This is a genomic window from Duganella vulcania (genome assembly GCF_009857655.1).
GTDB lineage: Bacteria > Pseudomonadota > Gammaproteobacteria > Burkholderiales > Burkholderiaceae_D > Rugamonas > Rugamonas vulcania.
Map to the genome: position 1 here is coordinate 12,020 of NZ_WWCX01000022.1, position 20,867 is coordinate 32,886.

Here is a 20,867-nt window from a genome sequence, read left to right on the forward strand (position 1 = left end):
AAGCGAGGACCATCATGGGCTTAGGCAGCTTTATCAAGAAGCAGTTTATCGACGTACTGCAGTGGAACGAGGAAGTCGACGGCGTCCTCGCGTGGCGTTATCCGATGCAGGACCAGGAGATCCAGAACGGCGGCGTGCTGGTGGTGCGCGAATCGCAGATGGCGGTGTTCGTCAACGAGGGCCAGATCGCCGACGTGTTCGGCCCCGGCACCCACAAGCTGACCACGCAAACCCTGCCGGTGCTGACCAACCTGAAAAACTGGGACAAGCTGTTCGATTCGCCGTTCAAGTCGGATGTCTATTATTTCAGCACCCGCGTGCAGACCGGCCGCAAATGGGGCACGCCGCAACCGATCACCATCCGCGACAAGGACTTCGACATGGTGCGCGTGCGCGCCTTCGGCATGTACTCGTACCGCGTGGCCGATCCGCGCCTGTTCTTCAAGGAGATCAGCGGCACCCGCGAGGCCTACACCCGCGACGAGGTGGAAGAACAGCTGCGCGGCATCCTGATGGCCACCATGGCCAGCTCGCTGGGCAGCGCGCAAGTGCCGTTCCTGGACATGGCGGCCAACCAGGCGCTGATGGCGCAGCAGGTCAAGGGCGACCTGGCCACCGCGTTCGGCCGCTATGGCATCGGCCTCGATGAATTCAACGTCGCCAGCGTCAGCCTGCCGGAGGAACTGCAGGCCGCGCTGGACGAGCGCATCTCCGCCGGCATGAAGGGCGGCATGAGCGCCGACAAGATGGCCGGCTTCACCAAGTACCAGGCGGCCACCGCGATCCCGCTGGCGGCGCAGAACGAGGGCGGCATGGCCGGCATCGGCGTCGGCCTGGGCGCGGGCGTGCAACTGGGCCAGGTGATGGGCCAGGCGCTGGGCGCGTCGCTGGCGCCGCAGGCCGCACCGGCGGCGCCCGCGGCACCGGCCGAGGACTCGATCGAGGCACGGCTGGAAAAACTTAAGGGTCTGCTCGACAAGGGCTTGATCTCGGCTACCGACTACGACAGCACCAAGGCCGAACTGCTGAAGAAACTGCTCGGCTGATGCAAATCGTTTCCTGTCCCAGCTGCGGCGCGGAAGTCAAATTCCGCTCGCATGCCTCGGTTATGGCTGTCTGCGAGTATTGCAGCACCAGCGTGCTCAAAGACGCCGACTCGGTCAAGGACCTGGGCAAGATGTCCTCCGTGCTGGAGGACTACTCGCCGATCCAGATCGGCACCTCCGGTGTGCTGGGCAAGCGCCAGTTCACGGTGGTCGGCCGTATCCAGCTGCGCTACCCGGCCGGCATGTGGAACGAGTGGTACCTGCTGTTCGACGACGGCGTGACCTCGTGGCTGGGCGATTCGTCCGGCATGTACACCATCACCGCCGAATTCAAGATCGATCCCCGGGCCGCGACGGAGCTGCCGGTGTTCGAGCATCTGCAGCCCGGCCAGAATTTCCCGATCAACGGCGCGCTGTACACCGCCGCCGAGATCCGCACCGCCGATTGCATCGGCGGCCAGGGCGAGCTGCCGTTCAAGGTGGGCGAAGGCTACCAGGCCAAGGTGGCGGACTTCAGACGAGGCACGGAGTTCATCACGCTCGATTATTCGGATTCGCCGCGCCCGGTGGTCTACACCGGCCTGGCCGTCACGCTGGAGAGCATGAAGTGCCAGCTGCTGCGCGACGACGACACCATCCAGCGCGCGGCCGGACGCTATCGCGGCAAGCTCGATGCGCTGGACTGCCCGTCCTGCGGCAGCGGCATCAAGTACATCCCCGGCGTGACGGCCACGCTGGTGTGCCCGGCCTGCCACGCGCAGATCGACGCCGCCAGCCCGAAGGCCGCCGTGCTGGCCGCCGGCGAGCGCGTGGCAGCAGTGCCGATGACGATAGAACTGGGCGCGACCGCCAAAATCAACAACCAGGACTTCACCATCATCGGCATGATGCGCCGCGCCGACGACGAGGGCACGCAGTGGAACGAGTACCTGATGTACGGTACCCGCGCCGGCTTCTCGTGGCTGGTGGAGACGGACGAAGGCTGGTCCGGCGCGAACGTGATGGCCGACTGGCCGGTGGAGTACTCGCCCGGGGCGCCAACGGTGACGGTGGACCGGTCGCAGTTCTCCCGCCTGTACGACTACGGCTCGGTGGTGACCTTCGCCGCCGGCGCCTTCAACTGGCGCGTGGCGGCGGGCGACCGCACGCGGGTGCAGGAGTTTGCCGCCGGCCAGATCCGCCTGGCGGCCGAAACCACGGAGCAGGAGATGACGTGGTCGCGCTCCACGCCGGTGCCGGCCGACCAGCTCAAGGCCTGGTTCGGCGACAAATTCAAGGGCCGCGTCGGGCCGGCGGCGGCCAAGGGCGGCAAGCGCCGCTACCGCGACACCGCCAAGTACATCATCTGGTTCATGCTGGCGATTAATGCGATACCGCTGCTGATGAATTTCTCCGGCACCTGGTTCCTCAGCCTGCTCGGCGCGGCGGCGATCTACCTGCCCGCCTGGTTTATGGATAACGAAGACAAATCATGAGCAAATTCTTCATCTACGCGGTCATCGTTTCCGTGGTCACCTCGGGCAGCAGCTGGATGCGTGCCATGAGCGGCAGCAGCAACTACAGCAGCGGCTACCGGGGCAGCACCTGGAGCTCGAACACCGGCGGTGGCGGCGGCAGTTACGGCGGCGGCTCCGGCGGCGGGGGCCACAAGTGAAACGCGAAGCGCTCCCGGACCGGACGGCTGTGCATCAGCCGGCCGGCACGCATCTGCTGGCGGACCTGAGCGGCATCGCCGCCGAGAAATTGAGCAATTGCGCAAAGCTGGAGGCGCTGCTGCGCGCGGCCGCCGAGGCGGCGCATGCGCGTGTGCTGTTCAGCCATTTCCACGGCTTCGGGGAAGGCCTGGGCGTGACCGGCGTGGTGCTGCTGGCGGAATCGCACATCTCGATCCACACCTGGCCCGAATGCGGCTTTGCCGCCGCCGACATCTTCATGTGCGGCAGCGCGCAGCCTGATGTGGCGCTCGCCATCATCGAAGCGGCCATGCGACCGGCCTCCAGCCAGGTCAGCACGGTGCGGCGCGCGCCTCCCGCGATCAGTTGACCCTGGCGGCGCTCTGGCTGGGCGACATCAGCTTGAGCGGCACATCGACGACCGGTTCATTGACGCCCGTGGCAGGCGCGGCCAGCGGCTGCGTCGTCGCTGCCAGCGGTTGCGCCTTGTCCGCCACCACCGACGCGCAACCGGTCATCGCCACGACGGCCAACAGCACGAGCATTGTCTTCATGTATTTCCCCCTGGGTGGACTAAGTGCCAACCAAATTATCACTCAGGAAATAGACGATGACAATATGCAACTGCTATTGTGCGCGGCATGTTTGTTGCGCCGTATCCTCAGGCGGCTTGGGCGGCGGCCAGTTCCCCATCCCTGGCGTTGGCCGCGGCAAACGCGGGCCGGCTGGTGACGCGCGCCACGTACTGCTCGATCACGGGCAGCTTGGGCAGCAGGTCGAAGGCGCCCATCCAGCCCAGCGACGTGGCCCACAACACATCGACCGCGCTGAACTGTTCGCCCAGCAGGTACGGCCCCTTCGACAATTGCTCGATGAAGGTGTTGAACATGGTGTCGAAATCGCCGTAGTGGCAGGACGACCTGTCGGCCGGCGTGTTCTTCATCCACTTGTCGACGATGGCCGGCTCGAAGCAGCTGCCGTAGAAGGCCATCCAGCGCAGGTAAGGCCCGCGCAGCGGATCGCCCGGCGGCGGCGCCAGCTTTGCCTCCGGGAACAGGTCGGCCAGGTACAGGTAGATCGCCACCTGCTCGGTGACGATGGCGTCGCCGTGGCGGATCGCCGGCACCTTGCCCATCGGGTTGACGGCCAGGTAGGCGGCTTCGCGGTTCTCGCCCTTTTTTATATTCATCACATGCAGCTCGTACGGTGCGTGCAGCTCTTCCAGCAAGGTCATCACGCCGCTGGAGCGCGAATACGGGCAATGGTACAAGGTCAGTTCGGGTGCCATGGTGTTTCTCCTGTCGATGGTGAAGAAACGCCACGTTATCTCTTGCTATGATGACGGTCTTGTAAAAACGCGAACCCGATCATGCAAACCGTGACGAGCCGGCCCAAAGGCGTGATCAATCCTGCCGCGGCCGAGAAAGCCTTCCGCCTTGAACGCTACCTGCCGCCGCCGGACCTGGCGCCGTTTGTCGAATACTTCTGGCTGATCGCGTACTCCTTGCCGGACGGCGTGGTCCATGTGCAGCGCACCCTGCCCTCGCCCTGCATCCACCTGGTGTTCGACGCCGGCCGCACGGCGGTGTTCGGCGTGATGACGGGGGCGTTCGAATACACGCTCAAGGGCAGCGGCCGCATCCTCGGCGTGCGCTTCCTGCCGGGGGCGTTCCGCAGTTTCCTCAAGCAGCCGGTGCAGTCCGCAACCAACCGCGAATTGCCGCTGTCGGCGCTGTTCGATTGCGACGACGCCGAGGCCGAGCGCAGCGTGCTGGCCGCGTCCGACGACGCCGGCATGGTGGAGGCGGCCAGCACCATCCTGCGCCGCGCCCTGCCCGCGCCCGATCCGCAGACCGCGCGCATCGCGCAGATACTCGAGGCGGTGCAGCGGCATCCCCATATCACCCAGGTGCGGCAACTGGCCGATCACATCGGCATCGGCGTGCGCAGCCTGCAGATCCTGTTCAAGGAATACGTGGGCGCCACGCCGAAATGGGTGATACGCCGCAACCGCCTGCTGGACGCGGCCGACCAGCTGGCGCACGGCAGCGAGGTCGACCTGGCCGCGCTGGCGCAGGCGCTGGGCTACTACGACCAGGCCCACTTCACCACCGATTTCGAAAAACTGGTCGGCAGGCCGCCGGCCGACTACCGCCGCAGTTGCAGGGAGCAGGCCTGAGGGTGGATCACGACGCCGGGTCGGCCGCATCCATCAGGTTGGTGCGCAAATTGACCACCGCCTTCTGCAAAGCCCGGAACTCCTCGGGCGCCAGGCCCGCCGCCTTGGCCGTGATCTCCCGGTAATCGAACGCTTTTTCGCGCAGCGCGCGCCCGGCGTCGGTCAGCGACACGCGCACGCTGCGCTCGTCTTCGGTGTCGCGCTCGCGGCGCACATAGCCCATGGCTTCCAGGCGCTTGAGCATCGGCGTGAGCGTGCTGGGCTCCAGGAACAACTTTTCACTGAGCCCCTTGACTGTCTGCCGGTCCTCCTCCCACAGGCAAATGATAGTGACGTACTGCGTGTAAGTGAGGCCAAGCTGCTCGAGCACGGGCTTGTAGACGCGCGAGTAGGCCAGGTTGGTCGAATAGATCGCAAAGCACATGAAATCACCCAGTTTCGCGACGTTCTTGCGGGCATTGTGGTCGTTGCTCATACGGACTCCAAAATTTATTTATCGAGATAATCATTATCGTACTTGAAAAATGCGAAATCCTTGTATATATTTACGTTCATAATAATTATTGCGATAACTAATTTCAGCCGATCCGCCAACCCAGGAGTGAACCATGAAGACCATCCGCATCCTCGCAGTAGCCGCCGCCATCGCCACGCAATTTGCCCTGCCAGCCGTGGCACAGGAGCAGCAGCCCTTCCCAGCGATCAAGCAGGTCGACGCCGGCGTGCTCAACGTGGGCTACGTGGATGAGGGCCCGGCCAACGGCCCGGTGGTGATCCTGCTGCACGGCTGGCCGTACGACATCCACAGCTACGTCGACGTCGTGCCCCTGCTGACCAAGGCCGGCTACCGCGTGATCGTGCCGCACCTGCGCGGCTACGGCAGCACACGCTTCCTGGATGCCAAGGCGGTCCGCAACGGCGAGCCGGCCGCGCTGGCCGCCGACGTGGTGGCGCTGATGGATGCATTGAAGATCGACAAGGCCGTGCTGGCCGGCTACGACTGGGGCGCGCGCACCGCCGACATCGTGGCGGCGCTGTGGCCGCAGCGGGTCAAGGGACTGGTGTCGGTGAGCGGCTACCTGATCGGCAGCCAGGAGGCCGGCAAGCAGCCGCTGCCGCCAAGCGCCGAACTGCAATGGTGGTACCAGTTCTACTTCGCCACCGAGCGCGGCCAGGCCGGCTATGAAAAGAACCGCCACGATTTCGCCAAGCTGATCTGGCAAACCGCCTCGCCGCAATGGCGCTTCGACAACGCCACCTTCGACCGCAGCGCCGCCTCGCTGGAGAATCCGGACCACGTGGCCATCACGGTGCACAACTACCGCTGGCGGCTCGGCCTGGTGTCCGGCGAAGCGCAGTATGCCGGCCTGGAGGCGCGCCTGGCGCAATTCCCCGCCATCACGGTGCCCACCATCACGCTGGAGGGCGACGCCAACGGCGCGCCGCACCCCGAGCCGGCCGCGTATGCCAAGCGCTTCACCGGCAAGTACAAGCATGAAACGATCTCCGGCGGCATCGGCCACAACCTGCCGCAGGAAGCGCCGCGCGCCTTTGCCGATGCCGTGATCGAAGTCGACCACCTGTAATCCACCTTGACGAGGCCTCCCATGAACAATCAGCCAACTGCGGCGTGGAACATCCGGCACGCCTATATCGACGGCGCCTTCGTGCCGGTGCACGGCGAGCGCGTGGTGGAAAGCGTAAACCCGGCCACCGGGCAGGCGAGGCGACCGTGCTGATGCAGCCGGTCGGCGTGGCCGCGCTGATCGCGCCCTGGAACAGCGCGGCCGGCTCGATCTGCAGCAAACTCGCCTCCGCCCTCGCGGCCGGGTGCGCCTCGGTGATCAAGCCCAGCGAACTGGGCCCGATCCAGGCGCAGGTGGTGGCCGAGGCGTTGCACGCTGCGGACTTGCCGCCCGGCGTCTTCAACATCCTGCTCGGCTCGGGCAGCGACGTGGGTGATGAACTCAGCAAGCACCCCGACATCGCCAAGATTTCCTTCACTGGCTCGACCGCGACCGGCAAGCTGATCGCGCGTGCCGGCATCGACACCATGAAGCGGGTCAGCCTGGCGCTGACCGGCAAGTCCGCCTCCATCCTGCTGGACGACGCCGACCTGGCGCACGCGTTGCCGCTGGCGGTCAACGCGGCATTCATGAACAACGGCCAGGCCTGCGTGGCGGGCAGCCGGCTGCTGGTGCCGCGCGAGCGCATGGACGAAATCGCCGGGCGCGTGGGCGCCATCGTGGCCGGCATGCGCGTCGGCGATCCGCGCGACCCGGACACGCACATCGGGCCGCTGGCCAGCCGCGCCCAGTACGAGCGCATACAGCACTACATCGGGCGCGGCCTGGCGCAGGGCGCCACGCTGATCGCCGGCGGCGAGGGCAAGCCGGCTGGCCTGGACGCGGGCTTCTTCGTCAGGCCAACCGTGTTCGCCAACGTGCGCAACGACATGGACATCGCGCGGGAAGAAATTTTCGGCCCGGTGCTGTCGATGATCGGCTACGGCGACGAGGACGAGGCGATCCGCATCGCCAACGACTCCGAGTACGGCTTGCAAGCCTACGTGTTCACATCGCAGCCGCAGCGCGCGCAGCGGATCGCCGGACAGCTGGAGGCAGGCACCGTACTAATCAACCGCATCGTGCCCGAGCTGCTGGCGCCATTCGGCGGCGTCAAGCAATCGGGGATCGGCCGGGAGTTCGGAGTGTTCGGACTGGAAGCGTTCCTGGAACCTAAAACCATCGTGGAGGGCAGCACCGCCACCTAGGAGAGCTACGGCCTTTGACGCTACGCCAAATCGACTATACTTCCTGAGGGTACAGTCGTTTCATGTACACCGTCATTGAAACGCCGTTGTTCCAAAGCCGCTGGCCTCTCTATTGGAGCGAGGACGAACGGGGAGCTTTTGCAGCATACATCTCCATGCATCCGTCGGCAGGTGACGTGATACCGGGTACGGGAGGCGTTCGCAAGGTCCGTTGGCGCCGCGCAGGATCGGGAAAATCAGCCGGAGTGCGGGTAATTTACTTCACCCGTAACTCCGCAAATGAGATTGTTTTGTTGACGCTATACGCAAAGGCAGATACCGCAAATCTGTCCAGCGCAGCATTGAGGGAAATTCGCCGTGTCTACGAATAGTAAATTGCCTCTCAGCGATGCCGAGCTTGAAGCATTTGAAGCGACCCGCGACCTGGCTGCCGAGTTACTGCAAGCCGGCGAGCAAATGCGCGCGGGGCTTGGGCGCGTGGTCTATTCCCCTTTGATCGCCGCGCGGAAAAATACCGGCCTGACCTCAGAGCAGTTCGCCTCCTTGTTCGGCATTTCCGTCGACACCCTGGAAAGCTGGGAGCAAGACCGCAATCCGCCGACCGGTGCCATACGGACCCTGATTGCCATCGCGCTCCGCCACCCCGAAGCGCTAGTCGCAATCGCCAACCAGCCTCTGGAAGTGTGAAGACAATTGACGGCGCCATCGTCCGATGAGACACTGTGCGCCTTACTCATCCACAGGAGACCATAAAATGCGCCAAGTAGATACTGCCCTCCTGTCGGCTGCCTGATTACGTCGGGACTCCCCTCCGTAGTGTGTTGATCCGCGCGTTCTCGCGCAGCTGACTTCCCGTATTCGCCACCCATTCGCCCAGCCGCGAAGGGTATTGCTCGTCTTACCGGAATCAGGAAACACACACACCATGATCGACATCGATTTTGAATCGCTGCGCCTTATCGGCTTAACGCAAACCATCGCCAGCCAGCTTTACCTCTTGCACGACGCACCGGCCAACGCCCGGCTGGTGCGCATCACCGAAATCCAGCGCGACTGGCTCACCGTCCACGACGGCCACGACGAGTTCCGCGCGCGCGTGCTGCCGGCGCTGCACGACGCCGCGCTGGCCGTCGGCGACTGGGTGCTCAGCACCACGCTGGCCCACGACGAGCGCTGGCTCAGCGCGCTGCTGCCGCCCACCACCCACATCGCCCGGCGCGGCAACGACGGCCGGCATCACAGCCTGGTCAGCAACGTCGACACGGCGCTGCTGGTGATGGGGCTGGACCACGACTTCAATCCGCGCCGGCTGGAGCGCTACCTCGCCATCGTCAAGACCGCCGGCGTGGAGCCGGTGGTGGTGATGAGCAAGGCCGACATCGGCGACGAGGTGGACCAGCGCATGGAGCTGCTGCGCCAACGCCTGCCCGCCAGCATTCCGCTGCTGGCCGTAAACACGCTCAGCGACGACGCCGCGACGCAGCTGGCGCCGTGGCTGTGCGTGGGCCAGACGCTGGTGTTGCTGGGCTCCTCGGGCGCCGGCAAGTCCACGCTGACCAACACGCTGACGCAGGCCGGCCAGCAGACCGGCGGCGTGCGCAAGGGAGATGGACGCGGCCGGCACACGACCACGTCGCGCTCGCTGCACCGCTGCGCCGGCGGCGCCTGCATCATCGACACGCCGGGCCTGCGCAGCTGGCAGCCCGACGCCGACGAGGCCAGCCTGACGGCCGCCTTCGACGACATCGACGCGCTGGCGGCGCAATGCCAGTTCCGCGACTGCCGCCATGCCGGCGAACCCGGCTGCGCGGTGCGCGGCGCGGTGGACGAGGACCGTCTGCTGAACTACCACAAGCTGCTGCGCGAAGCCCGCCGCAGCCAGCAGACGCCGCTGGACCGCATCGCCGAAGTCGCCAAGTGGAAGGTGATGCAGCGCGCCGCCGTGGCCCGCTCGAAGGACAAGTTCGGCAAGCGATAACGCCCACTTTCCGAGGCAGCAATTTCGGAATAGTTCCCACAACTCCTGAACAGCAGGGAAGCCCGGCTAACGTGAAAATCTTCGCGCAACCCAAACTTCCACCACGTCAGGAGCCAGCATGGAACACAAGCCCTCCGCCATCATCCTGCTGCACCGTGGCCCGCCACGGTTGCAGCCCTGTCGCGACGGCGCCGCGTACGGCTGCTTCACGGAGGCCGGCCGGCGCGGCAATCATCTTTCGCTGCGGGCTTATCCAAGCACGGAAAGCGCGTGCGCTGCGCAGGCGGCAACGCCGCTAACAGAACACACGATGCTGCTGCAGGCCCCCGATCCCATGCATGCCCTGCCGCTTCTGCCCCCCGGCGATCCGCTGCGAGAACCTCGCCGCAGGCGCGGCGTGGTGCTGGTCCACCTGTTCCACGGCGCCTGCTTCGAACGCGTCGACGAGCTCGTGGGCCGCTACCGCGGCGCCGGCGTGGTGGAGGCGGGCCTGCTGGAAGCGCTCGATACCGACTGCGTGGTCTGGATCGCCATCGTGCAAGACATGCAGGCGCTGGCCGCCCTGCACCCTGCCCTGCGCGCGACCGAGGCGGCGCTCGATACCCATGCCGAACTGCTGTTGCTGGAACCATGTGCCGCGTCGCGCTTACGCTGGATCGGGGTGAAGCAGTGATATCCTTACAAGGTTGTCACCAATGGAGATACCAAGCCATGCTGGACCGCAGCGCCATGCAGGAAATGAATCGCGTACTCGATGTCGCGCCGCGCCTGCGTCCCGACGTATGCGGCCGTGGCGCCTGTATCACCGAGCGGTGGGCCCACAGCGGCTTCACTTCCCATGTCGAGCCGATGGCGGACCACGTGGTCATGACCTACTACGGCGCGCCGCAAAGACTGGAATGGCGCGACGGCAGCCGCTACCAGCAAGGCGTCACGCGGCAGAAGGCGATCACGGTGATCCCCAGCGGCCATGAGGCAGCCTGGATGATCGCCGGCGCGATCGAGGTTTCGCATGTTTATTTTTCGGACGCGCGCCTGCAGACCTGCGCCGAGGCGACCGGCCATCGCGGCCCGGCGGTACAGCTGCTGGACCGGGTGGCGCTGCCCGATCCCACCGCCAGCGCCTTGCTGGAAATCCTCGCTTCCGAAGCCTGCCGCGACGATGCCGGCAACGGCCTGTTTGTCGAACAGGCGGTCGACCTGCTGTGCATGCAACTGGTGCGTGCCCACTCGAGCACTTGCCGCGACGAGGGCAAGCGCGCCAGCGGCTGCCTGGCGAACTGGCAGGTCCGCCGCGTGACGGAATATCTGCACGAGCGGCTCGATGAAGAAGTCCGGCTGGACGACCTGGCGAAGCTGGCCGGCTTGTCCCGCTTCTACTTCTGCGCCGCCTTCCGCCGCAGCACCGGCCTGACGCCGCACCAGTGGCTGCTGACCCAGCGCATGGCGCGCGCCCGCGCACTGATGGCCGATCCTTCGATACCGCTGACCCAGGTCGCGCTGGCGGTCGGCTACCAGACCCCGTCCGCCTTCGCCGCCGCGTTCCGTCGCACCGAAGGGATGAGCCCCACGGAATACCGGCAGCGCTGCTGAAGCGTAGCCGCCGGTTACGATGCCGCCGGCGGCATGCCGGACTTGCGCATCAACACCGGCAGGCAGAACACATACAGGCCGGCGCCGATCAGCCACACCAGTCCGGGGAAGCTGCCGCGCGACATGAAGTAGATCGTGCTGATCGCCACCGGGCCGATCACGGTCGCCAGGCTGGCGGTGCTGGCCAGCACGCCTTGCAGCTTGCCCTGCTGGTCCGGGCCGACGCTGGCCGACACCAGCGACTGCAAGGCCGGCGCGCCGATGCCGCCCAGGCAGAACAAGGGCATCAGCGCGAACGCCATCCAGCCTTGGTTGGCCAATGCGATCAGGACATAGGCGCAGCTGTCGGCCGCGATGCCCAGCATCAGCGCGCGGCGTTCGCCCCAGCGCTCCGCGATCGGCCCCACGATGAACGCTTGCGCCAGCGCGTGAAACGCGCCGAAGCAGGCCAGCGAGATGCCGATGGTCAGCGAGTCCCAGGCGAACTTGTCCTCACCGTACAGCACCCACACGGTGCCGCCGATTTCACCGATCACCACCAGCAGGCCGGACGCGCCGATCAGCGGCAACAACGATTTGAAGCTGGCCGCCCAGCGCAGGTTGGTCAGCGGATTGAAGGACATGCGCCCCTTGGCCCCAACGTCGCTATCGCGCGCCGTGTGCGATTCGCGCACCACCAGCAAGGTCAGCACCAGGTTGACGGCGTTCATCGCCGCGGCCGCCAAGAAAGGCGCCCTCACCCACCACTCGCCCAACAGGCCGCCGATCACCGGGCCGATGATGAAGCCGATGCCGAAGCAGGCGCCCAGCTGGCCGTAGCGGCGCGAGCGCTGGTCTTCCGGCGTGACGTCGGCGATGTAGGCCGACGTCACGGCCATGCTGGCGCCGGTGATGCCGGCGATCGCGCGGCCCATGAACAGCAAGGCCAGCGACGGCGCCATCGCCATGAACAGGTAGTCGGCCACGGCGCCGGCCAGCGACAGCAGCAGCACCGGCCGGCGGCCGATGCGGTCGCTCAGCACGCCGAGGATGGGGGAGAAAATGAACTGCATCAACGCATACAGTCCGGTGAAGGCGCCGAAGCGCCAGCCCAGCTCGGACGTATGGCCGACATCGCGCATCAGCTGCGGAATGATGGGCATGGTCAGCCCGATGCCGATGGCGCTCAGGACAACGGTGGCAAGGATGGTCAGCAGTGCTCGGTTCATCAGGCTCTTTTCACAAAGTAGCCGCCGATCATAGGATGATCAGGACTGCGCTGATGTGCCCGTTATCACATTTGTCAATATTTCTTCCCGGCGCTGCCTCAGTACGGCTTGTTCGGCAGGAACTTGCCGTTCAGCGTGATCACGGCGCGCTTGCCGCCTTCCGGATCGTCTTCCGTTTTGAAATCCAGCTTGAAGTTGATCGCGCTGATGATGCCGTCGCCGAGTTCCTCGTGCACCAGCGCCTTCAGGGTCGTGCCATAGATCTGCACCATTTCGTAGAAACGATAAATCGTCGGATCAGTGGGAATGCCGCCGGGGATGCTGCCACGCAGAGGAATGGCTTGCAGTTGCGCGGCGTCGGCCTGGTCCAGGCCCAGGCGCTGGCACACCAGCTCGGCCGCTTCCTTGTTCAGCGTGTGCTGGCCCAGCAGCGCGGCGGTCACGTACGGGACGCTCAGGCCGCTGCCGGCGGCGATCTCTTTCCAGGACAGGTCCTTGAGCGCCTTGGCGGCCAGCACGCGATAGGTGACTTCGAGGCGGGGATCTTGAAATACGTTCGATTGTTGCATGGTGTTTTCCTTTATCAACGGGGGAATGATGGTCAAGCGACCAGGGCGCTATGCTTGGCTTGCGTCGCGCGGGTTTGTGGATAGTCGGCCAGCGGGACGAAACTGCTGGTCTCGCCGTCCAGCGCCACGATGGAACCTGTTTCGATGTCGTAGACCCAGCCGTGCAGGTTCAGGCGGCCCTGCTCCAGCGCCAGCGCCACCGACGGATGGGTACGGAGATTGACCAGCTGCGCGATGACGTTTTCACGCACCATGGCGTTAAGCCGCGCGGCCGGCGACACATGGGTGCGGGCGGCGTTGACGACCTTGGCCGAATCCGCGTGGCGCAGCCAGCTGGCCACGGCCGGCAAATGATCCAGGCACTTGCAGCTGGAGATGGCGGTCATCGCGCCGCAGTCCGAGTGGCCGCAGACCACGATATCGGTCACGCCCAGCACCGCGACTGCGTACTCGACCGTGGCGGTCACGCCGCCGGGTTCGGAGCTGTAGGAAGGCACGATATTGCCGGCGTTGCGGATGACGAAGATGTCGCCGGGATCCTGCTGGGTCAGCAGTTCGGGCACGACGCGGCTGTCCGAACAGGTGATGAACAACGCGGTCGGGCTTTGGGTGGTGGCCAGCTCCTTGAACAGCGACGACAGCGCCGGGAAGGCATGCTGCTGAAATTTGATCACTCCGTCGACGATGGACTTCATGGCGTTTCTCCTTGTGTGATGAGGCAGTGACGTCATGATGAGGCGGCGGAGCTATTGCGTCCAAGACTCATATACAATCAAGTCCATAAGCAATGCCTATAGTTAGAAGACCATGCAACTGCGCCATATCCGCTATCTGCTCGCCGTCGTGGAGCACAAGAATTTCACCCGCGCCGCCGAGGTGCTGCATGTGTCGCAGCCGACGCTGTCGCAGCAGATCCGCCAGCTGGAGGACACGCTGGGCGCCCAGCTGCTGGACCGGAGCGGTCGGACGGTGAGGCCGACCGATGCAGGAACGGCTTATATTGAATACGCGCGCAGGGCATTGAGGGAACTTCAAGCAGGAAAGCGCGCCATCCACGACGTCCGTGACCTATCGCGCGGCGCGCTGCGGCTGGCCATGACGCCGACCTTCACCGCCTATCTGGTGGGGCCGGCGATCGAGCGCTTCAACGCCCGCTATCCCGGCATCGCCATCAACATCCGCGAGATGGCGCTGGACGCCATCGAATCCGCGCTGGCGGAGGACGAGGTCGACCTCGCCATCGCCTTCAGCGCGGTGCGGTCGGCGGAGCTCGATTGCCGTGCGCTATTTGTCGAGCAGCTCAGCGTGGTGGTGGGCGCCGGCCATCCGTTCGCCGCGCGAGCGGACGGCATCGCCCCGGCCGACCTGGCGGCCGTACCGCTGGCGTTGCTCACCGCCGACTTCGCCACCCGCGTGCATGTGGACGCGTACTTCCAGGCGCAGGGCGTGCGCCCGAGGATAGCCGTCGAAGCCAACACGATCAGCGGGATAGTCGAAATCATCCGACGAGGAAGCATCGCGACCATACTGCCGGAGGCGATTGCGCGCGAACACGAGGGGCTGCGGGCCATCGCCCTGACGCCGACCTTCGCCCACCGCGGCGTTGCGCTGCTGAGCCGGAAAGGCGCTTACCAAAGCGCGGCGGCCATCGCCTTCGCCGAACTGCTGGCGGCCATGGTCGCGCTATGAAAAATCACGATCAATCGAATCATTCTTGTGTCCGCCTGGACTTGTCGGTTCTAATGCAAGTTGTTTAAAAAATAATCACCTCATGTCGCCACGTGTAAAGCGGCGTCTGCGGGTGTCCATCGCCGCGCCAGCGCAACAGGTTGGAATTCAAAAATGAAACGATTTATACACTTATTCGCGCTGGCCTCGACGATGGCTATCTCGGGATGTGCATCGCATCAATCGCGGGAGCAGTCGAGCGACAGGGCCACTGCTCAGATCGGGATCGTCAACCATACCGGTAACTACATTGATTCGGCCACATTAGACGGCGCCGGCGGCGGAAATATGGATAGTTGGGGAAAGGGCATCGCCAATATCTGTTGCACTTCCATTCCGCGTGCATGGTATCCAGGTATGAAAGTTTTGGTTCGATGGGATATGCCCGAGGGACATAAGCACATCGTGAAAGAGAAAATAGTCGAAGTGGAGAAATATGAAGAAACAGGCAGCATCTACATGCACTTTTTCCCGAACGACGAAGTCCGTGTAGTGGTTAGCCCGGTTATCCCAGGTAGTCCCGAATATCCAATTCGCCATCTTGGCAATCCTGATGCGCGCCCAGCTTCAAAGCGACCACAGGCTGAGTGAAGAAATCACGAAATGAAACGATTTATACACTTATTCGCCATTGCCTTGGTGATGGGCATCTCGGGATGTGCACTGCATCAATCGCAGGTACCACCTGGCGACAGGGTTACAGCCCAGGTCGGCATTGTTAACCATACCGGCAATTACATCTATTCCGCCTCGGTCGACGGTGCCGGAGGAGGAAATATGGATAGTTGGGGAGTGGGTGGCGCCGAGATCTGCTGCGCTTCCATCCCGCGAGTGTGGTATCCCGGCATGAAGGTGTTGGTGCGTTGGGACATGCCTGTCGGGCATGAACATATCGTGAAGACGAAAATTGTGGAAGTCGAGAAATACGAAACGACCGGCAGCATCTTCATGCACTTTTTCCCAAACGATGAGGTCCGTGTCGTGGTTAGTCCATTTGAACCGAGCAGCTCCGAGCACCCGATACGCCATCTCGGCAACCCTGACGCGTCCCCTGCTGCGAACTGACCAACACCGCGCAATAAAAAAGGCAGCCGAGGCTGCCTTTTTGCTGTGATGCTGATGCGTTGCTTAGTGCTTGGCGCGCAGTTTGGCGATCGCTGCCAGCTGGCCGATGGCCGCTGCCAGTTCGGCTTGCGCTTTCGCGTAGTCGATCCCGGAGGTGTTGTTCGCCAGCGCTTCTTCGGCGCGTTTCTTGGCCGCTGCCGCTTTGGCTTCGTCCAGATCCTTGCCGCGAATCGCGGTATCCGCCAGCACCGTCACGGCGCCCGGCTGCACTTCCAGCAGGCCGCCCGCGACGAAGACAAATTCTTCCTCGGCTTGACCTGGTACCTGGATGCGCACCGCGCCCGGACGGATGCGGGTGATCAGCGGCGTGTGCTTGGGATAGATCCCCAGCTCGCCCTGCTCGCCCGGCAACGCGACGAATTCGGCTTCGCCCGAGTAGATCAACTCCTCGGCGGAAACCACGTCAACGTGAATAGTGTTTGCCATGTGTGTCCTGTCGGTGTGATGCGGCCCCGCTTGCACAGGGCCGCGCTCAAAGCTCAACGATTAGTTGAGTTTCTTGGCTTTTTCGATTGCTTCGTCGATCGTGCCAACCATGTAGAACGCTTGTTCTGGCAGGTGATCGAGTTCGCCGGAAGCGATCATTTTGAAGCCCTTGATCGTGTCTTTCAGCGAAACGTATTTACCTGGCGAACCGGTAAACACTTCAGCAACGTGGAACGGCTGCGACAGGAAACGCTGCATCTTACGTGCGCGCGATACCAGCAGCTTGTCTTCCGGCGCCAGTTCGTCCATACCCAGAATCGCGATGATGTCACGCAGTTCCTTGTAGCGCTGCAGGGTGCCCTGAACGGCGCGCGCGGTGTCGTAGTGCTCTTGGCCGACGACCAGCGGATCCAGCTGACGCGAGGTCGAATCCAGTGGGTCCACCGCAGGGTAGATACCCAGCGAGGCGATGTCACGCGACAGAACGACGGTCGAATCCAGGTGACCGAAGGTGGTCGCTGGCGATGGGTCGGTCAAGTCATCCGCTGGAACGTAGACGGCCTGGATCGAGGTGATCGAACCGGTCTTGGTCGAGGTGATGCGCTCTTGCAGACGGCCCATTTCTTCGGCCAGGGTAGGCTGGTAACCCACTGCGGAAGGCATACGGCCCAGCAGTGCGGATACTTCGGTACCGGCCAGCGTGAAGCGGTAGATGTTATCGACGAAGAACAGAACGTCCTTGCCTTCGTCACGGAACGCTTCCGCCATGGTCAGGCCGGTCAGCGCGACGCGCAGACGGTTACCAGGTGGTTCGTTCATCTGACCGTAGACCATCGCTACTTTCGAGTTGGCCGGGTTTTCCAGGTCAACCACTTTAGCGTCAGCCATTTCGTGGTAGAAGTCGTTACCTTCGCGGGTACGCTCACCAACGCCGGCGAACACGGACAGACCCGAGTGCGCTTTAGCGATGTTGTTGATCAGTTCCATCATGTTCACGGTCTTGCCCACACCTGCACCGCCGAACAGACCGACCTTACCGCCTTTTGCGAACGGGCAGACCAGGTCAATAACTTTAATGCCGGTTTCCAGCAGGTCCTGCGATGGCGACAGTTCGTCGTATGCAGGAGGAGTGCGGTGGATCGAGGCGATCTGGTCGTGAGCGACCGGGCCGCATTCGTCGATCGGGTTGCCCAGCACGTCCATGATGCGACCCAGGGTAGCTTTACCCACTGGCACCATGATTGGCTTGCCGGTGTTCTGGATCATCATGCCGCGGCGCAGGCCGTCGGAAGAACCCAGAGCAATGGTACGGACTACGCCGTCGCCCAGCTGTTGTTGTACTTCCAGGGTCAGCTCGGAGCCAGCCATCTTCAAGGCATCAAATACCTTAGGCATCGCGTTGCGTGGAAACTCTACGTCCACCACAGCGCCGATACACTGAACGATTTTGCCATCAGCCATGTTCGTTCCTTCAAATATAGTTAAATTCGTTTAAACCGCAGCCGCACCGGCGACGATTTCGGAGAGTTCTTTGGTAATCGCAGCTTGACGGGTCTTGTTGTAAATCAGCTTCAATTCGCCGATCACGTTACCGGCGTTGTCGCTTGCCGATTTCATCGCCACCATGCGCGCCGATTGCTCGGACGCCAGGTTTTCCGCCACCGACTGGTACACCAGCGCTTCCACATAGCGCTCCAGCAGCTCATCAATCACGGTCGCCGCGTCTGGCTCGTAGATGTAATCCCAGTTGTGATTACCTGCGTCAGCCTGCGTCTTGGCCGCTGGCAGTGGCAGCAACTGCTCCACTACCGGCTCTTGCTTCATCGTGTTAATGAACTTGGTGTAGCACAGGTAGACTGCGTCGATCTCGCCATTCTGGAACTTTTCCAGCATGACCTTGACCGGTCCGATCAGTTTTTCCAGGTGCGGCGTGTCGCCGATCTGCGTTACTTGCGCAACGACAGGGACGCCTACGCGATTCAAAAAACCCAAGCCTTTGTTACCGATAGCTACCGCGGCAATCTTGTTGCCGGCTGTTTCCAGCTCACGGGTTTTCGCCGTCACCATGCGCAGGATGTTGGTGTTCATGCCGCCGCACAGACCTTTGTCGGTGGTGACGATCACGAAGCCAACTGCCTTCGCCGTGTCCTTTTGCTCTTCAGCCAGGAACGGGTGGGTGTATTCCGGATTTGCGGTAGCCAGATTAGCGGCGATATTGCGAATCTTTTCACTGTAGGGACGGGCGGCGCGCATGCGATCCTGCGCTTTGCGCATTTTCGATGCGGCGACCATTTCCATCGCCTTGGTGATCTTCTTCGTATTCTCTACGCTCTTGATCTTGCCACGTATCTCTTTGCCTACTGCCATGAGTCCTTACTCCTTCTGCGCTGAAGGCGGCTCCGGGGAGCCGCCGTGCCGATTAATATGCGCCGGATTTCTTGAAGTCAGCAATGGCGGCCGACAGCGTTGCTTCGCCGTCTTTGTCCAGTTGCTTCGACGATTCAATCTTGGACATCAGGTCAGCTTGCTTGGTCTTCAGGTAGGCGTGCAGGCCAGCTTCGAACGGCAGAACTTTCTTGACTGGCACGTCGTCCAGGTAGCCCTTGTTCACTGCGAACAGCGAAGCGGCCATCATGGAGATCGACAGTGGCGAGTACTGAGCCTGCTTCAGCAGTTCGGTCACGCGGGCGCCGCGGTCCAGCTGCTTGCGGGTCGATTCGTCCAGGTCGGAAGCGAACTGCGCGAACGCAGCCAGTTCACGGTACTGTGCCAAGTCGGTACGGATACCGCCGGACAGGTTTTTGATGACCTTGGTCTGGGCGGCGCCACCAACGCGCGACACCGAGATACCGGCGTTAATCGCAGGACGGATACCCGAGTTGAACAGCGAGGTTTCCAGGAAGATCTGACCGTCGGTAATCGAAATCACGTTGGTTGGCACGAACGCCGAAACGTCGCCAGCCTGGGTTTCAATGATCGGCAGTGCGGTCAGCGAGCCGGTCTTGCCTTTGACTGCGCCGCCGGTGAAGGCTTCGACGTAGTCGGCGTTGACGCGTGCTGCGCGTTCCAGCAGACGGGAGTGCAGGTAGAACACGTCGCCTGGGTATGCTTCGCGGCCTGGTGGGCGGCGCAGCAGCAGGGAGATCTGACGGTAGGCCACGGCTTGCTTGGACAGGTCATCGTACACGATCAGCGCGTCTTCGCCGCGGTCGCGGAAGTATTCGCCCATGGTGCAGCCCGAGTAGGCCGAGATGTACTGCATCGCTGCCGATTCGGCTGCCGATGCGGCCACAACGATGGTGTACTCCATCGCGCCGTGCTGTTCCAGCGAACGCACGATGTTCTTGATCGTCGAGGCTTTCTGACCGATCGCCACGTAGATGCAGGTCATGCCCTGGCCTTTTTGGTTGATGATCGCATCAACCGCCACGGCGGACTTACCGGTTTGACGGTCGCCAATGATCAGCTCGCGCTGGCCACGGCCAATTGGTACCATCGCGTCGATCGATTTCAGACCGGTCTGCATAGGCTGCGAGACGGACTCACGGGCGATAACGCCTGGCGCGATCTTTTCGATTGGTGCGGTCAGCTTGGCATCGACAGCGCCTTTGCCGTCGATCGGCTGGCCCAGGGCGTTGACCACGCGGCCACGCAGTTCAGGACCGACCGGCACTTCCAGAATGCGGCCGGTGCACTTGACCGTGTCGCCTTCGGAGATGTGCTCGTAAGCACCCAGAATCACGGCGCCGACGGAGTCACGCTCCAGGTTCATCGCCAGACCAAAGGTGTTACCAGGGAATTCCAGCATTTCGCCCTGCATCACGTCGGACAGGCCGTGGATGCGGACGATACCGTCGGCCACGGAAATAACCGTGCCTTGGTTGCGTACTTCAGCGCCGCCATCAAGGCCTTGGATACGGCTCTTGATCAGCTCGCTGATTTCAGATGGGTTGAGTTGCATACTAACTCCTAAAAGTGTTTCTCTCAGCTTGCGCGAGATGAAGAATCTGTTCTAAGCGGCGCTTACGCGACCAGCGCAACACGCATTTGCTGCAACTTGGCGCGGACCGACGTGTCCAGCACCTGGTCGCCAACGACGACGCGCACGCCACCGATCAACGCGGGATCCACGGTCACGACCGGGTTCAGCTTGCGGCTGAATTTCTTCTCCAGCGTAGCGACCAGCTCGCTCACTTGAGCGCTGCTCAGGTCGAAGGCGCTGGTGATGTCGGCGTCTGCCGCACCTTCCACGGCGTTTTTCAACGCCTGGAATTGCGCGCCGATTTCCGGCAGCAGACTGATGCGGCCGTTTTCGACCAGCATCGCCAGGAAGTTTTTCGCTTCCGTGTTGAGCGGCGACTTGACCAGTGCCGTAATGGCGGCGCTCACATCGCTAGCCGAAGCTTTCGGGTTGCGGGCGAATGCTTGCACCTCGGGGTGGGCACCGATCTGGGCCAGTTCGGCCACCAGTTCGGACCACGCCGCGAGGTTGAACGATTCCTTACCTGCTTGGGCTACGCGGAACAAAGCTTCCGCGTAGGGACGGGCGACGGTTGCGTTTTCTGCCAT

26 protein-coding genes and 1 pseudogene are annotated in these 20,867 nt (G+C 63.2%); 16 read left to right on the plus strand and 11 right to left on the minus strand.

The window, feature by feature from the left end; translation table 11 throughout:
* Positions 1-14 precede the first annotated feature (14 nt).
* From GTP90_RS14680 to speD, 4 genes are all read left to right on the plus strand, one after another.
* Complete coding sequence (locus GTP90_RS14680; protein ID WP_161084253.1) at positions 15-1,046, plus strand: SPFH domain-containing protein; 1,032 nt, start codon at positions 15-17, stop codon at positions 1,044-1,046.
* A 92-nt stretch (positions 1,047-1,138) separates the two neighbouring features.
* Positions 1,139-2,521: a DUF4178 domain-containing protein gene (locus tag GTP90_RS14685; protein ID WP_371875055.1), complete on the plus strand. Its 1,383-nt coding sequence runs from the start codon at positions 1,139-1,141 to the stop codon at positions 2,519-2,521.
* Positions 2,518-2,700, plus strand: coding sequence for a hypothetical protein (locus tag GTP90_RS14690; RefSeq protein ID WP_161084255.1), 183 nt, complete (start codon positions 2,518-2,520; stop codon positions 2,698-2,700). The genes GTP90_RS14685 and GTP90_RS14690 overlap by 4 nt, the downstream gene beginning before the upstream one ends.
* Positions 2,697-3,089, plus strand: coding sequence for an adenosylmethionine decarboxylase (gene speD, locus GTP90_RS14695; protein ID WP_161084256.1), 393 nt, complete (start codon positions 2,697-2,699; stop codon positions 3,087-3,089). Before GTP90_RS14690 ends, speD begins: the two co-directional genes overlap by 4 nt.
* Here speD and GTP90_RS14700 read toward each other — a convergent pair.
* Positions 3,082-3,273: a hypothetical protein gene (locus GTP90_RS14700; protein ID WP_161084257.1), complete on the minus strand. Its 192-nt coding sequence runs from the start codon at positions 3,271-3,273 to the stop codon at positions 3,082-3,084. The genes speD and GTP90_RS14700 overlap by 8 nt on opposite strands.
* 107 nt (positions 3,274-3,380) lie before the next feature.
* Positions 3,381-4,007, minus strand: a complete 627-nt coding sequence (locus GTP90_RS14705; RefSeq protein WP_161084258.1) for a glutathione S-transferase family protein — start codon at positions 4,005-4,007, stop codon at positions 3,381-3,383.
* Positions 4,008-4,088: 81 nt separating this feature from the next.
* Here GTP90_RS14705 and GTP90_RS14710 point away from each other — a divergent pair, with 81 nt between their 5' ends.
* Complete coding sequence (locus GTP90_RS14710; protein WP_161084259.1) at positions 4,089-4,898, plus strand: AraC family transcriptional regulator; 810 nt, start codon at positions 4,089-4,091, stop codon at positions 4,896-4,898.
* 7 nt (positions 4,899-4,905) lie between these two features.
* Here GTP90_RS14710 and GTP90_RS14715 read toward each other — a convergent pair whose 3' ends face one another.
* Positions 4,906-5,373 carry a MarR family winged helix-turn-helix transcriptional regulator gene (locus tag GTP90_RS14715; protein ID WP_161084260.1) on the minus strand — a complete coding sequence of 156 codons (468 nt, stop codon included), beginning with the start codon at positions 5,371-5,373 and terminating at the stop codon, positions 4,906-4,908.
* A gap of 133 nt (positions 5,374-5,506) precedes the next feature.
* Between GTP90_RS14715 and GTP90_RS14720 the strand changes: the two genes are divergently transcribed.
* The 8 genes and pseudogenes from GTP90_RS14720 to GTP90_RS14750 all read left to right on the plus strand — a co-directional run bounded on the left by GTP90_RS14720 (position 5,507) and on the right by GTP90_RS14750 (position 11,242).
* Positions 5,507-6,484, plus strand: a complete 978-nt coding sequence (locus tag GTP90_RS14720; RefSeq protein ID WP_161084261.1) for an alpha/beta fold hydrolase — start codon at positions 5,507-5,509, stop codon at positions 6,482-6,484.
* Between the two features lie 21 nt (positions 6,485-6,505).
* On the plus strand, positions 6,506-6,637 hold the full coding sequence (locus GTP90_RS37315) for a hypothetical protein (protein ID WP_256369106.1): 132 nt from the start codon (positions 6,506-6,508) through the stop codon (positions 6,635-6,637).
* A pseudogene (locus GTP90_RS14725) lies at positions 6,613-7,671 on the plus strand (aldehyde dehydrogenase family protein); the annotation flags it as partial. The gene GTP90_RS37315 and the pseudogene GTP90_RS14725, both read left to right, overlap by 25 nt.
* A 155-nt stretch (positions 7,672-7,826) precedes the next feature.
* Entirely contained in the window at positions 7,827-8,042 is a 216-nt protein-coding gene (locus GTP90_RS14730; RefSeq protein ID WP_308937306.1) for a type II toxin-antitoxin system RelE/ParE family toxin, read from the plus strand.
* Entirely contained in the window at positions 8,029-8,358 is a 330-nt protein-coding gene (locus GTP90_RS14735) for a helix-turn-helix domain-containing protein (protein ID WP_161084263.1), read from the plus strand. The genes GTP90_RS14730 and GTP90_RS14735 overlap by 14 nt, the downstream gene beginning before the upstream one ends.
* Positions 8,359-8,596: 238 nt before the next feature.
* The gene (gene rsgA, locus GTP90_RS14740) at positions 8,597-9,649 is read left to right on the plus strand and encodes a ribosome small subunit-dependent GTPase A (RefSeq protein ID WP_161084264.1); all 1,053 of its coding nucleotides are present in this window, start codon (positions 8,597-8,599) and stop codon (positions 9,647-9,649) included.
* Positions 9,650-9,767: 118 nt separating this feature from the next.
* Positions 9,768-10,322, plus strand: coding sequence for a hypothetical protein (locus GTP90_RS14745; protein ID WP_161084265.1), 555 nt, complete (start codon positions 9,768-9,770; stop codon positions 10,320-10,322).
* 38 nt (positions 10,323-10,360) lie between these two features.
* Entirely contained in the window at positions 10,361-11,242 is an 882-nt protein-coding gene (locus tag GTP90_RS14750) for a helix-turn-helix transcriptional regulator (protein WP_161084266.1), read from the plus strand.
* A gap of 14 nt (positions 11,243-11,256) precedes the next feature.
* Here GTP90_RS14750 and tet read toward each other — a convergent pair whose 3' ends face one another.
* The 3 genes from tet to GTP90_RS14765 form a co-directional block, all read right to left on the minus strand.
* Positions 11,257-12,450, minus strand: coding sequence for a Tet(A)/Tet(B)/Tet(C) family tetracycline efflux MFS transporter (gene tet, locus GTP90_RS14755; protein ID WP_161084267.1), 1,194 nt, complete (start codon positions 12,448-12,450; stop codon positions 11,257-11,259).
* A 98-nt stretch (positions 12,451-12,548) separates the two neighbouring features.
* Positions 12,549-13,019 (minus strand): cyanase, encoded by a 471-nt coding sequence (cynS, locus tag GTP90_RS14760; protein WP_161084268.1) that lies wholly within the window; start codon positions 13,017-13,019, stop codon positions 12,549-12,551.
* A gap of 32 nt (positions 13,020-13,051) precedes the next feature.
* Positions 13,052-13,714: a carbonic anhydrase gene (locus GTP90_RS14765; RefSeq protein WP_161084269.1), complete on the minus strand. Its 663-nt coding sequence runs from the start codon at positions 13,712-13,714 to the stop codon at positions 13,052-13,054.
* A 112-nt stretch (positions 13,715-13,826) separates the two neighbouring features.
* On the opposite strand from GTP90_RS14765, the gene cynR reads away from it, so the two are divergent.
* The 3 genes from cynR (at position 13,827) to GTP90_RS14780 (ending at position 15,812) form a co-directional block, all read left to right on the plus strand.
* Positions 13,827-14,708: a transcriptional regulator CynR gene (gene cynR, locus GTP90_RS14770; protein WP_161084270.1), complete on the plus strand. Its 882-nt coding sequence runs from the start codon at positions 13,827-13,829 to the stop codon at positions 14,706-14,708.
* Positions 14,709-14,861: 153 nt separating this feature from the next.
* Complete coding sequence (locus GTP90_RS14775) at positions 14,862-15,338, plus strand: DUF3304 domain-containing protein (protein WP_161084271.1); 477 nt, start codon at positions 14,862-14,864, stop codon at positions 15,336-15,338.
* Positions 15,339-15,350: 12 nt separating this feature from the next.
* Positions 15,351-15,812, plus strand: a complete 462-nt coding sequence (locus GTP90_RS14780) for a DUF3304 domain-containing protein (RefSeq protein WP_161084272.1) — start codon at positions 15,351-15,353, stop codon at positions 15,810-15,812.
* A 63-nt stretch (positions 15,813-15,875) separates the two neighbouring features.
* On the opposite strand, the gene GTP90_RS14785 is transcribed toward GTP90_RS14780, so the two are convergent.
* From GTP90_RS14785 to GTP90_RS14805, 5 genes are all read right to left on the minus strand, one after another.
* Positions 15,876-16,298, minus strand: a complete 423-nt coding sequence (locus GTP90_RS14785; protein ID WP_008443442.1) for a F0F1 ATP synthase subunit epsilon — start codon at positions 16,296-16,298, stop codon at positions 15,876-15,878.
* A 60-nt stretch (positions 16,299-16,358) separates the two neighbouring features.
* Positions 16,359-17,759: a F0F1 ATP synthase subunit beta gene (atpD, locus tag GTP90_RS14790; protein WP_117012360.1), complete on the minus strand. Its 1,401-nt coding sequence runs from the start codon at positions 17,757-17,759 to the stop codon at positions 16,359-16,361.
* 30 nt (positions 17,760-17,789) lie between these two features.
* On the minus strand, positions 17,790-18,665 hold the full coding sequence (gene atpG / locus GTP90_RS14795; RefSeq protein ID WP_161084273.1) for a F0F1 ATP synthase subunit gamma: 876 nt from the start codon (positions 18,663-18,665) through the stop codon (positions 17,790-17,792).
* A 52-nt stretch (positions 18,666-18,717) separates the two neighbouring features.
* The gene (gene atpA / locus GTP90_RS14800; protein WP_117012358.1) at positions 18,718-20,259 is read right to left on the minus strand and encodes a F0F1 ATP synthase subunit alpha; all 1,542 of its coding nucleotides are present in this window, start codon (positions 20,257-20,259) and stop codon (positions 18,718-18,720) included.
* A 62-nt stretch (positions 20,260-20,321) separates the two neighbouring features.
* Positions 20,322-20,867, minus strand: a complete 546-nt coding sequence (locus tag GTP90_RS14805; protein WP_161084274.1) for a F0F1 ATP synthase subunit delta — start codon at positions 20,865-20,867, stop codon at positions 20,322-20,324.

What these genes read in the sequence shown, in the direction of transcription:
- GTP90_RS14680 (WP_161084253.1), top strand. Translation starts at nt 15, where the DNA reads ATGGGCTTAGGCAGCTTTATCAAGAAGCAGTTTATCGACGTACTGCAG.
- GTP90_RS14690 (WP_161084255.1), top strand. Translation starts at nt 2,518, where the DNA reads ATGAGCAAATTCTTCATCTACGCGGTCATCGTTTCCGTGGTCACCTCG.
- GTP90_RS14700 (WP_161084257.1), bottom strand. Translation starts at nt 3,273, where the DNA reads ATGAAGACAATGCTCGTGCTGTTGGCCGTCGTGGCGATGACCGGTTGC.
- GTP90_RS14705 (WP_161084258.1), bottom strand. Translation starts at nt 4,007, where the DNA reads ATGGCACCCGAACTGACCTTGTACCATTGCCCGTATTCGCGCTCCAGC.
- GTP90_RS14710 (WP_161084259.1), top strand. Translation starts at nt 4,089, where the DNA reads ATGCAAACCGTGACGAGCCGGCCCAAAGGCGTGATCAATCCTGCCGCG.
- GTP90_RS14715 (WP_161084260.1), bottom strand. Translation starts at nt 5,373, where the DNA reads ATGAGCAACGACCACAATGCCCGCAAGAACGTCGCGAAACTGGGTGAT.
- GTP90_RS14720 (WP_161084261.1), top strand. Translation starts at nt 5,507, where the DNA reads ATGAAGACCATCCGCATCCTCGCAGTAGCCGCCGCCATCGCCACGCAA.
- GTP90_RS37315 (WP_256369106.1), top strand. Translation starts at nt 6,506, where the DNA reads ATGAACAATCAGCCAACTGCGGCGTGGAACATCCGGCACGCCTATATC.
- GTP90_RS14730 (WP_308937306.1), top strand. Translation starts at nt 7,827, where the DNA reads ATGCATCCGTCGGCAGGTGACGTGATACCGGGTACGGGAGGCGTTCGC.
- rsgA (WP_161084264.1), top strand. Translation starts at nt 8,597, where the DNA reads ATGATCGACATCGATTTTGAATCGCTGCGCCTTATCGGCTTAACGCAA.
- GTP90_RS14745 (WP_161084265.1), top strand. Translation starts at nt 9,768, where the DNA reads ATGGAACACAAGCCCTCCGCCATCATCCTGCTGCACCGTGGCCCGCCA.
- GTP90_RS14750 (WP_161084266.1), top strand. Translation starts at nt 10,361, where the DNA reads ATGCTGGACCGCAGCGCCATGCAGGAAATGAATCGCGTACTCGATGTC.
- tet (WP_161084267.1), bottom strand. Translation starts at nt 12,450, where the DNA reads ATGAACCGAGCACTGCTGACCATCCTTGCCACCGTTGTCCTGAGCGCC.
- cynS (WP_161084268.1), bottom strand. Translation starts at nt 13,019, where the DNA reads ATGCAACAATCGAACGTATTTCAAGATCCCCGCCTCGAAGTCACCTAT.
- GTP90_RS14765 (WP_161084269.1), bottom strand. Translation starts at nt 13,714, where the DNA reads ATGAAGTCCATCGTCGACGGAGTGATCAAATTTCAGCAGCATGCCTTC.
- cynR (WP_161084270.1), top strand. Translation starts at nt 13,827, where the DNA reads ATGCAACTGCGCCATATCCGCTATCTGCTCGCCGTCGTGGAGCACAAG.
- GTP90_RS14775 (WP_161084271.1), top strand. Translation starts at nt 14,862, where the DNA reads ATGAAACGATTTATACACTTATTCGCGCTGGCCTCGACGATGGCTATC.
- GTP90_RS14780 (WP_161084272.1), top strand. Translation starts at nt 15,351, where the DNA reads ATGAAACGATTTATACACTTATTCGCCATTGCCTTGGTGATGGGCATC.
- GTP90_RS14785 (WP_008443442.1), bottom strand. Translation starts at nt 16,298, where the DNA reads ATGGCAAACACTATTCACGTTGACGTGGTTTCCGCCGAGGAGTTGATC.
- atpD (WP_117012360.1), bottom strand. Translation starts at nt 17,759, where the DNA reads ATGGCTGATGGCAAAATCGTTCAGTGTATCGGCGCTGTGGTGGACGTA.
- atpG (WP_161084273.1), bottom strand. Translation starts at nt 18,665, where the DNA reads ATGGCAGTAGGCAAAGAGATACGTGGCAAGATCAAGAGCGTAGAGAAT.
- atpA (WP_117012358.1), bottom strand. Translation starts at nt 20,259, where the DNA reads ATGCAACTCAACCCATCTGAAATCAGCGAGCTGATCAAGAGCCGTATC.
- GTP90_RS14805 (WP_161084274.1), bottom strand. Translation starts at nt 20,867, where the DNA reads ATGGCAGAAAACGCAACCGTCGCCCGTCCCTACGCGGAAGCTTTGTTC.